This window comes from Okeania sp. SIO1H4 (assembly GCF_010672695.1).
Lineage (GTDB): Bacteria > Cyanobacteriota > Cyanobacteriia > Cyanobacteriales > Microcoleaceae > Okeania > Okeania hirsuta.
The window spans coordinates 35781-53434 of sequence record NZ_JAAHGB010000028.1 but is presented as its reverse complement, the minus strand read 5'-3'; the positions used below and the strand labels follow the sequence as shown (position 1 = coordinate 53434).

4 protein-coding genes are annotated in these 17654 nt (G+C 38.5%); all 4 read left to right on the top strand.

The annotated features are described in order from the left end of the window. The 4 genes from F6K06_RS18530 to F6K06_RS18515 all read left to right on the top strand — a co-directional run bounded on the left by F6K06_RS18530 (position 1) and on the right by F6K06_RS18515 (position 17652). Positions 1-4860 (top strand): type I polyketide synthase, encoded by a 4860-nt coding sequence (locus F6K06_RS18530; RefSeq protein WP_287242713.1) that lies wholly within the window; start codon positions 1-3, stop codon positions 4858-4860. A gap of 205 nt (positions 4861-5065) precedes the next feature. Continuing rightward, the gene (locus F6K06_RS18525) at positions 5066-8926 is read left to right on the top strand and encodes a beta-ketoacyl synthase N-terminal-like domain-containing protein (RefSeq protein ID WP_287242711.1); all 3861 of its coding nucleotides are present in this window, start codon (positions 5066-5068) and stop codon (positions 8924-8926) included. 181 nt (positions 8927-9107) lie between these two features. Beyond that, positions 9108-12575 carry an amino acid adenylation domain-containing protein gene (locus F6K06_RS18520; RefSeq protein WP_287242709.1) on the top strand — a complete coding sequence of 1156 codons (3468 nt, stop codon included), beginning with the start codon at positions 9108-9110 and terminating at the stop codon, positions 12573-12575. Between the two features lie 535 nt (positions 12576-13110). After that, complete coding sequence (locus F6K06_RS18515) at positions 13111-17652, top strand: type I polyketide synthase (protein ID WP_287242708.1); 4542 nt, start codon at positions 13111-13113, stop codon at positions 17650-17652. The last annotated feature ends 2 nt before the right edge of the window (positions 17653-17654 follow it).

The following is a 17654-nucleotide window of genomic DNA, read 5'->3' as shown; positions in this document are numbered from 1 at the left end:
ATGGATAATTTGTCAGAAGAAACCCAAAACTTATCTTCATCTAAACGACTATTGCTATTAGTTAAGCAATTACGGGCAAAAGTTGAAGAGTTTAAAAAAGTAGAAAAAGAACCGATCGCTATCGTTGGAATGGGATGCAGATTTCCTGGAGGTGCAAGTAACCCTGATGCTTTCTGGGAACTATTGCGCAGGGGGATAGATGCAGCTATAGAAGTACCACCAGAACGATGGGATATTGATTCATACTACCATCCTGACCCCGGAACTAAGGGTAAGATGTATGTCCGTCAAAGTAATTTTTTACATGAAGAGATAGATAAATTTGATGCCGAATTTTTTGGTATTGCTCCCAAAGAAGCAGTTGGTATGGACCCTCAGCAAAGGTTATTACTAGAAGTAAGTTGGGAAGCATTAGAAAACGCTGGTATTCCTCCTAGCAAACAGAGGGGGAGTTGCAATGGAGTGTTTATCGGGATTAATACATCTGACTATATGCAGCTACAACAGATGAATTCATCTAATGGAAATGACTTAGGAGCTTATTTCTTTACAGGCAATACTCCTAGTGTGGCAGCAGGTCGTCTATCTTATTATCTGGGTTGGCAAGGCCCTGCAATGGCAGTAGATACAGCTTGTTCTTCTTCTCTAGTGGCAACTCATCTCGCTTGTAAAAGTTTGCGTGCTGGAGAATGTAAGCTAGCCATTGCTGGAGGAGTAAATTTAATTATTTCTCCCTACGGAAGCGTAATTTTATCTCAGATGCAGGCGCTATCTGCTGACGGTCGTTGCAAAACTTTTGATGCAGCAGCAGATGGTTATGGGCGGGGTGAGGGCTGTGGAATAGTGGTATTGAAGCGACTATCCAATGCCATCTCAGATAATGACAATATTCTAGCAGTTATTCGTGGTTCAGCAATTAATCACGATGGACGTAGCAGTGGGTTAACTGTTCCCAATGGTTTAGCTCAACAAAAAGTGATTCGTGCTGCTTTAGCCAACGCTGATGTTGCACCGCACCAAGTTAGTTATGCGGAACTTCATGGAACAGGTACTTCTCTGGGAGACCCGATAGAAGTAGAAGCTTTGGGAGAAGTATTAAACTCGGAGCGAACTCCCGATCTACCTTTAACAATAGCTTCTGTCAAAACTAATATTGGGCATTTAGAAGCAGCAGCAGGAATAGCAAGTTTAATCAAAACTGTGCTAGTAATGCAGCATCAGGAAATTCCAGCTCACTTACATTTAAACAAGCCAAACCCTGCTATTGCTTGGGAAAAACTGCCCGTGACGGTTCCCACCAAATTAACTCCCTGGCAGGTAAATAACGATGAACAACGTTTTGCCGGAATAAGTTCTTTTGGCATGAGTGGTACTAATGCTCATGTAGTAGTAGGAGAAGTACCTTCAGAAGTCAGACTTCTGACTCCTGAATTCAGAAGTGAAGATTATTTAGAACGTCCGCTACACTTATTAACTCTGTCAGCAAAAACAGAGGATGCTCTCAAAGAGCTAACAGAGAGATATGAAAATTATTTAGAAACTAATGTAGGAACGTCCTTACCAGATATCTGTTTTACAGCTAATACAGGACGTAATCATTTTCCTCATCGACTAGCTTTAATAGGGAATTCATCAACAGAAATAGCCGAAAAACTAGCTGTTATCAACTCTTTCGATGAACCATTGTCGTCGAATGCTCGACCTAAAGTAGCATTTTTGTTCACTGGGCAAGGTTCCCAATACATCTATATGGGGCGAGAGTTGTATGACACTCAACCTATATTCCGCAAAGTCTTGGAACGCTGCGATGAAATTCTCCGGCCATATTTACCAAAACCACTCCTAGAAGTATTGTATCCATCTCAAGCAGAAGCCAATCCCTCTACCCCGCAGGAGGTAGGTTTAGAGAAAGAGCTTGATGAAACAGCTTACACCCAACCTGCCCTATTTGCTATAGAATATGCTCTCGCTGAGTTATGGAAGTCTTGGGGTATACAGCCAGATATAGTCATGGGGCATAGTGTAGGTGAATATGTTGCTGCTTGTGTAGCAGGAGTATTCAGTTTAGAAGACGGGCTAAAATTGATTGCCGAACGGGGACGACTAATGCAGGCGTTGCCGAAAAATGGCAAAATGGTCGCAATATTTGCCTCGGAAGAGCAAGTACGGGCGACTATATCATCATCTAGTTTTGACCAAGTTTCTATTGCAGCTATTAACGGTCAGAATAACATAGTTATTTCTGGGGAAGCGACAGCAGTAGAAACTGTGGTATCTCAACTAGAGAAACAGGGGTTAGAAACCAGACAGTTAAATGTTTCTCATGGTTTCCATTCTCCATTAATGGAGCCAATGTTAGATGATTTTGCTAAAGTCGCATCAGAAGTTCAGTATTCATCCCCAAGTATTAAACTTATTTCTAATTTGACTGGCAAGTTAGTAGAGGAAAATCAAGTTTGTCAAGCTCGTTATTGGTGTCAGCACATTCGGGAAGCAGTACAGTTTTCTGCAAGTATGGAAACTTTGCACCGAGAAGGATACAAATTTTTTCTAGAAATTGGTCCTCATCCTGTTCTCTTGGGAATGGGGCGCAGGTGTTTGCCAGAGAATGCAGAAATGTGGTTGCCTTCGTTGCGGAAAAAAATATCTGATTGGCAGCAGTTATTGACTAGCTTGAGTGAATTGTATGTTCGAGGGGTTGAGGTAGACTGGGATGGGTTTGATGCAGGTTATTCTCGTCAACGTTTACAACTACCGACTTATCCATTTCAGAGAGAACGGTATTGGATAGAAGAAGGAAGAAGGAAGAAAGAAGAAGGAAGAAGTCAAGACAAGGAACTGTCGAAAAAATCCGATCTTTCTGATTTGTTTTATCAGGTGGAGTGGGAGGAAAAGGCACTGGCAAATGCTAGTTTGCCAACAAACCTTACTCCCGGAACTTGGTTAATATTTGCCGAATCAAATGGGCGTTTATGGGAAAACCTAGTAGATTTGTTAGAGAAACGCGGGCAGACTTGTATTGTTGTGTTTGCTGGGGAAGAACGTTGGTCTATCGCCCTCAAAGGTGAACGAGAAATGCGGCGAGTTAATCCGGCACAACTTCAAGATTTTCAAAATTTAATAGATATACTGTTGACAACCGAGTTGCCACCATGCAAAGGAATAGTACATTTGTGGAGTTTGGAAACTACTTCAACTGCTGAGACTACAATTGAATCTTTGGAAAAAGACCAACTGAGAAATGCTGGTAGCATTCTCCATTTAGTGCAAGCTTTGACTAAAGCAGTAACATCTAATTTGCCTAAATTATGGATGGTTACTCAAGATGCTCAACCTATTGAAGTCAAAAGTCGTAGGGGCGAACGGCCGTTCGCCCCTACAGAAATCAAAAATGAGAAGGAGATAGAAGTTACTCAAGCTCCTTTGTTAGGGTTAGGGCGAGTTTTGGCAAGTGAACATCCAGAAGTTTTTGGTGGGTTGATAGATTTAACTTCTGATGAATCAGCAGATGTGGCAAGTATAGCATCGACGTTATTGGCAGAAATTTTGCATCCAGATGGGGAGACAGAAATCGGAATTCGAGGAAATAAACGTTATGTACCTCGGTTGACAAAATCTCAAGTTTCTGCTGCTACCAACAAAATAGATATGCGTTCTGATGCTACTTATCTAATCACAGGTGGTAGTGGTGCTTTAGGATTAACATTTGCTAAGTGGATGGTAGAAAATGGGGCGCGAAATTTAGTTTTAGTGGGACGTAAAGAAGTTTCCGAATTTGCCAAAGAACGTATTGCCAAAATGGAAACAATGGGTGCTAAGATAATTTTAGCAAGGGGCGATATTTCTCTGGAAAATGACGTACAAAAAATTATTAGTGATATTGCTCAGTCGCTGCCACCCTTGCGTGGTATAATGCACCTAGCAGGAGTCTTAGATGATGGTGTGTTGCAAAAACAAAATTGGCAACGTTTTGCTAAAGTTATGGCTCCTAAAGTAAAAGGTGGGTGGAATATTCACCGTTATACCGAGGATTTACCCTTAGACTTTTTCGTATGTTTTTCTTCTATAGCATCAGTTTTAGGTTCTCCCGGTCAAGGAAATTATGTGGCGGCCAATAGTTATTTGGATGCTCTTACCCACTACCGACAGTCGAAGGGATTACCTAGTTTGACTGTTAACTGGGGTCCTTGGAGTGAAGGTGGTATGGCGGCTCTTGTGGACGATAAAAATGAACAACGTTGGAAAGCTTTGGGGATTAAAGCTATATCAAAGTTAGAAGGAATAGATATTTGGGAACAAATACAAAAATCCTTGCAATTCCCACCTCAAGTCAGTATACTACCTATTGACTGGCCAAAATTTTTCCAACAGTTTATGGGTGGGATGGAACCGCCTTTGCTATCAAGAATAGCTCAAGAAAACCAGTCGTCAATTCAACCACAGCAGGAACAAATTGCTCAAAAATTAAAAGATGTACCTGCCAAAAAACAAAAAGCTATTTTAATTACTGCTATTCAGGAGGAAGTAGCTGCCACCCTGGCCACAAATAAAGTACCTCAACCCCAGACTGGCTTTTTTGAGATGGGAATGGATTCTTTGATGGCTTTAGAATTCAGGAATCGCTTGCAAAATATTACTGGTCATTCATTTCCTTCAACCTTAACTTTTGAATATCCCAATATTGAAGCGATCACTGACTATCTATTACAAGAGGTATTATGTTTAGAATCATACATTGACTCTAGTCAAGATACAACCATAGACCAGAAAAACAACTGGGAAGAAGAAGCTAAACAGTTATCAGAAGCAGAATTATCAGCACTTATTGACCAGGAATTAAAATCATTGAGCAGTTCGTAGACACAAGTAGGGGTTTGGTTATTTCAGTTATCAGTACCTCTGTCTGAAACTAGATGCTTGAAACACTGAATCACATATTTTTTTCACCCCCTAGGGGTTTGGTATACAAACCCCCACCAATAACTACCAAACTTTATTACATAAACTTTTAAACTGCTAACTATTGACTACTCAAAAAAAACTACTGATTACTAGCTACTGACTTATGAATACAACCCCCCAAAACACAGAAGAATTATCTCCTTTACAGCGAGCTTTTGTCACCATCAAGGAATTGCGTTCTAGGTTGGATGCCCTGGAAACTGCTACTACAGAACCCATAGCTATTATTGGTATGGGGTGTAGATTTCCTGGTGGGACAAATGATCCAGAATCATTCTGGCAAATATTGCGTGATGGGGTGGATACTATTCAGGAAGTTCCTAGTGACAGGTGGAATGTTGATGCTTACTATGACTCCACTCCAGAGACTCCCGGTAAAACCTATACTCGTCAGGGAGGATTTTTAAGCAAAATTGATGAGTTTGATGCTGAATTCTTTGGACTTCACCCCCGCGAAGTCACTAGCATGGACCCCCAACAGAGATTATTATTAGAAGTTAGTTGGGAAGCATTAGAAAATGCTGGCATTGCACCAGAAAAACTGAATGGTACAAAGAGCGGAGTGTTTTTAGGTATTAGCGTCAACGAATACGGTCAACAAGCTTTATTTGACAGTGCTACAGATATTGATGTTTATGCTGCCACAGGAAATGCTTTGAGTGTAGCAGCAGGTCGTTTATCCTACAGTTTAGGTTGGCAAGGTCCAGCAATGGTAGTAGAAACTGCCTGTTCGTCGTCCCTAGTAGGTGTCCATTTAGCTTGTAAAAGTTTGCGTGCGAAGGAGTGTAATCTTGCTGTTGCAGGTGGGGTGTATTTAATGGTTTCGCCTCTCACAACTATTGCGATGTCCAAGCTTCAAGCTTTGTCACCCGATGGTCGTTGTAAAACTTTTGACGCTGCTGCAGACGGTTATGGTAGGGGTGAGGGTTGTGGAATGGTGCTACTGAAACGCTTGTCTGATGCTATTGAGGATGGGGACAACATTCTGGCTTTGATTAAGGGTTCGGCAGTTAACCAAGATGGTCGCAGTAGTGGTTTAACAGTTCCCAATGCTAAAGCACAGCAGGAAGTTATTCGAGCTGCATTGGAAAATGCCAAGGTAGCTCCTGGGGATATTAGTTATGTGGAAGCTCACGGTACGGGAACATCTTTAGGAGATCCTGTTGAGGTGAAAGCTGTGACTGAAGTTTTGCGGGGGAAAAATACAGAAGCGCCTGCACTAATGTTAGGTTCAGTGAAAACTAATATTGGTCATTTGGAAGCAGGAGCGGGAATAGCAAGTTTAATCAAAGTAGTATTGGCAATGCAGCATGAAGAAATACCACCCCATTTGCATCTGACTCAATTAAATCCACATATTGCTCAAGTCGCTACTGCTATAAATATTCCTACCCAGTTAACTCCTTGGTTGCCAACAAAAGATGGTAAACTGTTTGCCGGAATTAGTTCTTTTGCTTTTAGTGGTACTAATTCCCATTTAATTTTGGAGTCATTTGATCAAGTCAAAATTCAAAATTCAAAATTCAAAAATGAAGGAGAATTAGAACGTCCGTTGCATCTATTGACTCTTTCGGCAAAAACGGATAATGCTCTCAAAGAGTTACAAAATAAATATCAAAAATATTTACAAGCTCATCCAGAAATAGAGTTACCAGATATATGTTTTACATCTAATACAGGGCGTTCTCATTTTTCTTATCGCCTTGCTGTGGTAGGAGACTCACCAGCAGAAATTCTTAAACAACTTGCTACTATTGAAATTCCTGCTGAGTCTACAGTAAAACCTAAGATAGCATTTTTATTTTCTGGTGTTGATTCCCAATACATCAATATGGGAAGGCAGCTTTTCGAGACTCAACCAACATTCCGCAAAACATTAGAGCGTTGTGATGAAATTCTCCAACCTTACCTCAAAGAATCATTACTACAAATATTGTACCCAGAGTTTGAAGAAGTCAGTAGTAGGGGCGATTCACGAATCGCCCGTACAAAAGTCAGAAGTAAAGATTTAGATGAAACTTCTGGTCAAGCTACTTTATTTGCCATAGAATATGCTCTTGCTGAGTTATGGAAATCTTGGGGGATAGAACCCGATGCAGTAATGGGACAGGATATAGGGGAATATGTGGCTGCTTGTGTAGCAGGAGTATTCAGTCTGGAAGATGGACTCAAACTCATATTAAAGAATTCAGGGTTCTTAGAGGGGAATAGCAATTCTCTTCTACAGGAGTCAGAGATAAGTTATTCTCCTCCCAACATAAGTTTCATTTCCAAGATGACTGGTAAACTTGCTACACAACGAGAAATAGCAAACTCGGAATATTGGCAAAATCATACTGATAACACTGTTAAATTTTCTGATGGCATTCAAACTCTATACGAACATGAATACAATCTATTTGTGGAAATTGCACCACAACCAACTTTTGACACTTTTGCAAAGACAGTTTCTCCCCAGCTTACGCAAGGGACTTGGTTGCCTTCCTTAGATAACACAAAAGCTGACTGGGAAGTATTATTGTCTAGTCTGGCAAAACTGTATCGACTAGGTGCAGATATTGACTGGTCAGGATTTGACCGTGATTATCAACGGCAACGCCTACAGTTACCTACTTATCCATTTCAGCGACAACGTTATTGGATTAATAAAACTCAAAATCACAGTACGACAACTCTTGATGCTAAAATTTCCCACCCCTTATTAGATAAACGACTATACTCACCTTTGGCAGAGATTCAGTTTGAATCACAGTTTACATTAGATAGACTACCACTGGTAAATGACCATCGCATAGATGGAATGCCAGTAATGAATCTTGTGATTTATCTGGAAATGGTTGTAGCTGCTGTTCAAGAAGCTTTTGGCAAGTTATCCTATCATTTTGAGGATATCAGTATTTCTCAAGCATTAATTATGCCAGAAGAAAATGAACCTCGTACTGTGCAGGTAATTTTGAGTTCTGAAAGTGAAGATAAAGTATCTTTTAAAATTTTCAGTTTGCCAACAGAAACCGATTTGACAAATTGGGTACTTAATGCTTCGGGAAAGGTTTGCTTTGATAGCAAAACTCCGGTAGAAACAAAGTTATCGGCAATTACTCCTGAAAACTATCCAGAAAAAATATCTAGTTCCGAATTTTACCCAATGATGATGGAGAAAATGGGAGTTAAGTTAGGCAAAAGCTGTCAGTTACTAGATACAGTGTGGCGAAAAGATTGGGAGGCGATCGGTAAAATTCAACTTCCAGAAAATCCAGATACCTATAAAAATTATCTACTTCCACTAGGAGATATTGATGCTTGGATACAAATATTATCTGTTTGTTATCCAGGGGAACTTTCAGGTATGTACTTACTTGTAGAAATAGAAAAATTTGAGTTTTATGGTCATTCTGGGCAACAACTTTGGGCAAAAGCAAAACTAGAACTAAATGAAAACAATGAACAAATAACTCAAGGCAATCTTTGGCTATTTGATGATACAGAAAAAGTAATTGGAAAGATTACTAATGCTAAGTTAAAACGTATCAATTTTGAAACTTTGCGACGAGCTGCAAATGTAGCTCCTCTGGAAGAGGCAAAAGTTAGTAATACTGGTGTTAAACCACGCCGTCAAAGCAAGATATCTCCCGAACAAGTTCTCGGAACTCCAGCAAAAGAGCGCTCCCTTGTATTAGAAAAATATTTAATAGAAGAATTAGCTGTATCACTACAGTTAAATCCTAGTAAAATTAATTCACAAGAACCATTAGCTACTATGATTGACTCATTAATGGCATCGGAACTTAGAAGTCGTATTGAAACCGATCTACAAGTACGATTACCAATGGAAGATTTTATAGGAGAAAATAATATAGCTAAATTAGCTTCAGCTATACTAGAAAAATTAAATTTAGCAAACTTAACATCATCAAAACCATTATCTAAGGATATAAGTGAAGATATAGAGGAAATTGTTTTATGAGTATATAACAAATTTTTACCTAAATTTACCAAGAAAAACAAGGTTCTTTGATTAGCATCAAACAAAAAAAAACCTCTTTCAAAAGAGGTAAGTAAAAGGTTAAAACTGATTTAAAAATCCTAAAAAAATAACTCTAAAACTCTAGATTTAAAGTTAAAATACAAACTAATTTTAAAATAAAATGACTGTAAACGAACTATTAAACGAACTTTCAGAAGACGGCGTTAAATTTTGGATTGATGGTGAAAAACTACGCATCCAGGCAGCCAAAGGTTTAATGACTCCCGAACGACGAGAAATGATTTCTGAGCATAAAGCAGAAATTATTGAGCGGTTACAACAAAATGAAATAGGAGCTAGTGTTAGTTATTTACCAACGATAACTCCTCAACCAGATCAACGCTATGAACCTTTCCCACTTACAGATATTCAATATGCTTATTGGGTAGGGCGCATGGGTGTTTTGGAATTGGGTGATGTTGCTAATCACGGTTATTATGAACTGGAAAGAGTGGGTTTAAAGATAGAGCGACTCAACCAGATGCTCAACCAATTAATTCAGCGTCACGATATGTTGCGCTCAGTCATATTACCAGATGGATTGCAAAAAGTTTTTGCAGAAGTACCACTGTATGAAATATCAACTCTAGATTTGAGAGGGAAAGATGATAATTTTGTGCAAGCGCAGATAGACGAAATCCGAAATATCCTGTCTCATCAAGTCTTGCCAGCAGATAAATGGCCTCTGTTTGAGTTTAGAGCTACTCTTCTAGATGGAGAACGTCTCAGACTACATTTCAGCTATGATGTCCAGATATTTGATGGCTGGAGCATGATGCTGTTTTTTAAGGAGTGGATGGAACTTTACCAGAATCCAGAAACTCTCCTACCTCCACTGGAAATTACATTCCGGGACTGTGTTTTAGCTGAAGAAAAACTTCAAAACACTGAACTTTTTAAGCGATCGCAAGAATATTGGTTCAATCGAATTGATAGTTTGCCTCCCGGACCGGAACTACCTCTAGCAAAAAATCCAAGTTCTCTCAAAAATTATCAATGTCGGCGATTTAGTGGTCAACTGAGTCCGGAAACCTGGCAAAAATTAAAACAACGAGGGGGTGAGGTTGGTTTAACTCCCTCTGGTATATTGTTAGCAGCATTTGCTGAAGTGCTGACTTTATGGGGTAAAAGTCCGAAATTTACCATGAATGTTGCTCTGTTAAATCGTCTACCCTTACATCCCCAGGTTAACGACATACTAGGAGATTTCACTTCCGTTAACCTCTTAGCGGTAGATAATTCAGGAACTGAAACATTTACTAATAGAGCGTTAGGGTTACAGAGACAATTATGGCAAGATTTAGAGCATCGCTATTTTAGCGGAGTGCGAGTTATGCGAGAAATCAATCGCAGACAAAGGGGAAATCCTGTTGCCATGCCAATTGTTTTTACTAGCGCTATAGGTCAAGAGAATTATATACATAAATTTGGTGAATTAGTCTATGGTATCAGTCAAGCTTCTCAGGTGTGGATGGATCATCAAGTCACCGAACACAATGGAGAATTACTGTTTAACTGGGATGTAGTGATAGATTTGTTCCCAGAAGGATTAATTGATGATATGTTTGCAGCTTATTGCAATCTGATCGAATCTTTGGCTAAATCTGATGAAGTTTGGAGTGAGACAAGTAGACAATACTTAATTCCTGCGAACCAATTTTTACAAAGGACAGAAGTTAATGCTACAGAGATGCCAATTTCTGAGGCAACTTTATATAGTTTGTTTGCAGACCAAGCTAAAATACGCGGAAATGAAGTTGCTGTAATTTCAGGCGACCATTCTCTGACTTACAATGAATTATACAAATTGTCAACACATTTAGGCGAAAAGTTGCAGTATTTGGGAGCTGTACCCAATCGACTAATAGCAATAGTCATGGAAAAAGGATGGGAGCAAGTAGTTGCCACTTTAGGAATTTTAGCTTCTGGAGCTGCTTATTTGCCAATTAGTGCCAAAGAGCCAAAAGAACGGTTGCAATATTTGTTAGAAAATAGCGATGTAGAAATTGTACTTACCCAATCCTGTCTGACAGATATTGTCTTGCCTAATAATGTTAAACGTATTGATGTTGATACTTTTAACCCATCTATAGACGAAGACGAACCTTATAATTTAAAGATTAGTGCGACTCCAGATAATTTAGCTTATGTTATTTACACCTCCGGTTCCACTGGTTTGCCAAAGGGAGTAACCATCGACCATCGAGGTGCAGTTAATACCATCCTAGATATTAATCAACGCTTTGGTGTAGGACCATCTGACCGCGCATTAGCAGTATCAGCTTTGAACTTTGACTTGTCAGTATACGATATCTTTGGTGTACTAGCTGCTGGGGGGAGTATAGTCATACCATCGGCAACAGGAACAAAAGATCCATCTGAGTGGATAGAGTTAATAGAAACTCATGGAATCACTCTCTGGAATTCCGTACCTGCTCTGATGCAAATGTTGGTAGAATATGTATCTGCTAGAAAGGAAACAGTATCATCTTTATTACGCCTGGTTTTGTTGAGTGGAGACTGGTTGCCAGTTAGCTTACCACCACAAATTCAATCTGTATGGCAAGGGGTAGAGGTAGTCAGTTTAGGAGGAGCAACTGAAGCCTCAATTTGGTCAATTTACTATCCTATTGAGAAAATTAATCCAGATTGGAAGAGCATTCCTTATGGTAAACCATTATTGAATCAACGTTTTTATGTGTTGGATGACTTCATGGAAACGAGGCCAGTTTTCGTACCCGGGCAACTCTACATTGGAGGTGTGGGATTAGCTGTCGGTTATTGGAAAAACGAGCAAAAAACACAAGCTAGTTTTATAACTCATCCGAAAACTCAAGAGCGATTATACAAAACTGGGGATCTAGGAAGATATTTGCCTGATGGAAATATTGAATTTTTAGGAAGAGTAGATTTTCAAATCAAAATTCGGGGTCATCGGATTGAAATAGGGGAAATAGAAACAGCTCTCAGAAAATATCCAGGAATAGATTCAGCTCTCGTAATCACTATTGGCAAACAAGAAAACAAATATTTAGTTGCATATATAATTTCCAAGCAAAAACCCGAACCAACCATTTCAGAAATCAGCCAATTTTTGGCAAGTAAATTGCCAGAATATATGATACCGTCTGCTTATGTGTTTCTAGATGCTTTCCCCCTATCTGCTAATGGTAAAATAGATAGGCGATCGCTCCCTCAACCAGAAGCAGACTTGCTTGCAAAAGAATCTAACTATGTACCACCTAAAACAAAAATTGAGCAAACTATTGTAAAAATATGGGAAGATGTACTAGGTCTAGAAAAGGTTGGAGTTAACGATAACTTTTTTGATATTGGAGGGAATTCTTTACAAGTAACTAAAATTTATAATCAACTCCGAGAAGCATTACCAAATGAATCTCAAAATATATCATTAGTGGATATTTTCAACTATGCTACTATTAGCAAATTATCAGAACAATTAAGTAAGGATTCAGACATCAATATTCAGGATTCAATAGAACAAAAAGATGAAAATTTAAAAGTCAAAATACAAGCTGGTAAAAATCGGCTTAAAGCGAGATTAAATAAAAGTAGAACTACTAAATAAAGTAGGTTGGGTTAAGCGCCAGTGAACCCAACAAATACCGAAAAATTATATGAAAAAAAGTAGGTTGGGTTAAGCGGTAGCGAACCCAACAAATACCGAAAAATTATATGAAAAAAAGTAGGTTGGGTTAAGCGGTAGCGAACCCAACAAATACCGAAAAATTATATGGAAAAAAGCAGGTTGGATTAAGCGGTAGCTAACCCAACAAATACCGAAAAATTATATGGAAAAAAGTAGGTTTGGTTAAGCGCCAGCGAACCCAACAAATACCGAAAAATTATATGGAAAAAAGCAGGTTGGATTAAGCGGCAGCGAACCCAACAAATACCGAAAAATTATATGAAAAAAAGTAGGTTGGGTTAAGCGCCAGCTAACCCAACAAATACCGAAAAATTATATGGAAAAAAGTAGGTTTGGTTAAGCGCCAGCGAACCCAACAAATACCGAAAAATTAGAAGTTGGGTTTATCCTGCGGATAAGCTCCGCTAACGTTCCTCAACCCAACCTACTACTAAAAATAACACTCAAAAAACTCATGAATAATACAACAGGTTTAGAGATAGCAATAATTGGGGTATCAGGGAGATATCCTCGAAGTCAAAACATTAATCAATTTTGGCAAAATCTAATTAACGGAGTAGAATTAACCTCTGTTTTTCCTACAGTTAATAATGACAATCAAACCATAAAAGCAGGCTCCATATTAGAAGATGTAGACCTATTTGATGCCAATTTTTTCAGCATTAATCCCAGGGAAGCAGAAATCATGGATCCACAACATAGAATGTTTCTAGAATGTGCGTGGGAAGCATTAGAAAACGCAGGTTATAACAGCGAAATAGAAGAAAGACCAATAGCAGTTTATGCTGGAGTAGGAATGAGTACATATTCCATCTATAATCTTTTTCCCAACCAAGAAATAATGTCATCAGTTGGGTTATTACAAAGTATCATAGGAATTGACAAAGATTATGTACCAAGTCGGGTTTCTTATAAATTAAATTTAAAAGGTCCAAGTGTTAGTGTAGGAACTTCTTGTTCGAGTTCGTTAGTAGCAGTTCATTTAGCTTGTCAGAGTTTGCTGAGTGGGGAATGTGATATGGCATTAGCTGCTGGAGTAGCAGTTAAAGTTCCCCAAAATGAATTAACTTTATCTCCTGGGGGAATAATTTCTGAAGACGGTCATTGTCGTGCTTTTGATGCTAAAGCAAATGGTACTTTGGGAGGAAATGGAATAGGAGTAGTTGTTCTCAAACGTTTGGAAGAAGCAATTACAGATAGAGATACTATTTATGCTGTGATTAAAGGTTCTGCTATTAATAATGATGGAGATGAAAAAATTGGCTATACAGCACCAAGTGAAGCAGGGCAAAAAAACGCAATTCGGGCAGCTCAAATTATGGCAGAAGTTGAACCGGAAACAATTACTTATATGGAAGCTCATGGAACAGGAACTCCTTTGGGCGATCCGATAGAAATTTCTGCTATGACAGATGCTTTTCGCCTTAATACTGACAAAAAAGGTTACTGTGCTATTGGTTCGGTAAAAACAAATGTCGGACATTTAGATGCAGCAGCAGGAATTACGGGTTTCATTAAAACTGTGATGGCATTGAAGCACAAAGTTTTGCCACCCAGTATCAATTTTGAAACTCCTAACCCGCAAATAGATTTTGATAACAGTCCGTTTTTTGTAAATACTAAATTGTCAGAATGGGAAACTAATGGGACGCCACGTCGCGCGGGAGTAAGTTCCTTTGGAATAGGTGGCACGAATGCTCATGTCATTTTAGAAGAAGCTCCTCCTGTAGATGTTGCTCCAAGTTCGCGAAAACATCAATTATTATTACTTTCGGCGCGTACCCCTTCCGCTCTAGAAACAGCAACAGAAAATTTAGTCAACTATTTGAAAGACAACCCTAGCATCTCACTCGCTGATGTTGCCTACACTCTACAAGTAGGTCGTAAAGCATTTCCTCACCGACAGATAGTAGTAACTACAGATATAGAAGATAGTGTAAAAGTATTAGGAACAAAAGACCCACAGCGAATTTTCAGCAACTTCAACGAATCAAATAATTCCCCGGTAGTCTTTATGTTTACGGGACAAGGTGCCCAATATGTCAATATGGCGCGAGAAATATATGAAACAGAGGAAGTATTTCGGGAAGAGTACGATCGCTGTCGGGAGTTACTCAAACCACACTTAGATATAGATATATATTCTTTATCCGACTTAAACCAAACTGCTATTGCTCAACCTGCACTATTCATTATCGAATACTCTCTCGCCAAACTATGGATGTCTTGGGGAATATATCCAGCAGCAACTATCGGTCATAGTATTGGAGAATATGTAGCAGCAACTTTAGCTGGCGTTTTTTCCCTCGAAGATGCCTTGATGTTAGTGGCAACTCGCGGTCGTTTGATGCAGCAACAACCAGCAGGGGCAATGTTATCTGTAAGCTTATCTGCTTCTGATGTAGAGTATCTTTTAGCAGAAACTAAAATTACTGGAGTGGAGTTAGCAGCTAATAACGCTCCATCTTTAAGTGTAGTTTCTGGTAGTTTGGAAGCTATAGCAGAATTAGAAAATATGCTGATGCAGCGAGAAATAAACTGTCGTCGCTTGCATACGTCTCATGCTTTTCATTCTCAGATGATGGATGCCATTGTTGAACCATTTACAGCGGTAGTTAAAAAGGTAAATCTTAATCCTCCACAGATACCATTTATTTCTAATGTTACTGGTAGTTGGATTACAAATAATGAGGCGATCGATCCGACTTATTGGGCGCGACATTTACGCCAACCAGTAAGATTTGCTGATGGTATTGGGGAATTATTGAAAGACTCAGAACAGATATTCCTAGAAGTTGGACCTGGGCGCACTCTTGCTACTTTTGTCAGAAAGCAATCAGGAGAAAGGGTAGTATTATCTTCATTGCGCCATCCCAAAGATGAACAGTCAGATACAGAATTTCTGTTAAATACTCTCGGTAAACTCTGGTTAGCAGGGGTAAAAATAGATTGGTTGGGATTTTCTGCTCAGGAAGAACGTTGTCGTATTCCTTTACCCACATATCCATTTGAGCGCCAACGTTATTGGGTTGATGCAGAAGAAGGAGTCAGGAATCAGGAGTCAGGAATCAGGAATAAAATTGGAAATTTATTGAAAAAGCCAGATATTGCTGATTGGTTTTATGTTCCTAGTTGGAAACATGAAATTTTACCATCGGTGGATTTTTCCGAACGCAAACGTTGGTTAGTTTTTGTAGATGATTCTGAATTTTGTTCTGCTTTTTGTGAGAGATTGAGTAGTCAGTATGGTGCGGAAGTTATTCAAGTCAAAAGAGGAGATAAATTTCACAAAATCCAAGAAAGAGTTTTTACCATAAATCCTGAAATTCAGGAAAATTACGATATTTTATTAAATGAGGTTCTTGAATTAGGAAATATTCAAAATATTTCTCATTTCTGGAGCTTGATTCCGGCTAAAAATTACGAAGAATATCAGAAATTAGGATTCTACAGTTTGCTCTATTTAGCACAAGCATTAAATAGCAAAACTTTTAAGGACTCATTACAAATAGGAGTAATTTCTAGCAATCTTCAAAAAGTGACTGGAACTGAAAAAAATATTCCTGAAAAAGCCACTATATTAGGTGCTTGTAAAGTAATTTCCCAAGAATTAGTTAATGTAAATTGTTGTTCTATAGATATAGAAAAATCTGATGTTTCAGACAACATATCTACTATAAGAATTGATAGACTAATTACAGAGTTAGCAGCAGAATTCAGCACTTCAGCAGTTGCTTATCGTGGAGGACGCAGGTGGATAGAAACTTTTGAACCTATCAGTTTAGAACCAGCTTCCGAAAATAAAAGATTACGAGAAAAAGGAGTTTATTTAATTACAGGAGGAATGGGAGGTATTGGTTTAGCGATCGCCGAATATTTAGCTGAAACAGTACAAGCAAAATTAGTATTAATTGGGCGTTCGGATTTTCCTCCCAAATATGAGTGGGAAAATTTATTGAAAACTGAAGACAATAATGGAGTTATCGACAAAATTAAAAAGTTACAAAAGCTAGAGAAATTGGGTGCAGAAGTTTTAATTCTACAAGCTGATGTTGCCAATAAAGAACAAATGCAGACAGCAGTAAATCGAGTATATGAAAAATTCGGTAATATTCATGGAGTAATTCATGCTGCTGGAACTGTAGATCGAAATACAATTAAAATTAAAACACCAGAAATAGTCGAGCAGATTTTTGCTCCTAAAGTCAAAGGTACATTAGTTATAGATGAAATTTTTAAAGATACTAAACTAGACTTCTTAGTTTTTTGGTCTTCTATTACTTCTATAATTGGTGTAATTGGGCAAATAGATTATAGTGGTGCTAATGCTTTTATGGACAAGTTTTCTAGTAGTAAAACTGATACATTTACAGTCTCTATTAATTGGGGTATATGGAATGAAGTAGGAATGTCAACAAATGTAAAAGTCCCTGAAGGCTCTAAAAAGCAACATGAAGAAGCTCTCAAACAAGGTCTTAATAATCAAGAAGGAGTAGAAGCATTTAGTCGTATTTTAAATGGAGACCAATTACAGCTAAATTCTCTCTCGCAAATTGTCGTATCAACATTAGATTTTCAGGCGATAATGGAGAGATACAGTACGATCAAACCTAAAAATCAAAAGACAACAGCACAGAAAAATTCATCTAGTTCAACTCATGTACGCCCTAATCTTGCCACTGCTTATGTAGCACCTCGTAATGAAATAGAAGAAAAAGTTGTAAGTATTTTTGAGACATTTATAGGTATTGAAAAAGTAGGCATTTATGACAATTTTTTTGAGTTAGGAGGAGATTCATTACTAGCAACACAACTTAACTCTCGACTCAAAGAAATATTTCAAATAGAAATAGCAATGGAGGAATTTTTTGATGCACCAAGAGTTGCAGGAATTTCTGAAAAGATTCAAGGTTATCAGTTAACAGAAAACAAAGTTCAAGCTCAGAAAATAGTCCCAGTTGCTCGTGAAGCATACCGAGTCAAGCTTAATGAATAGTA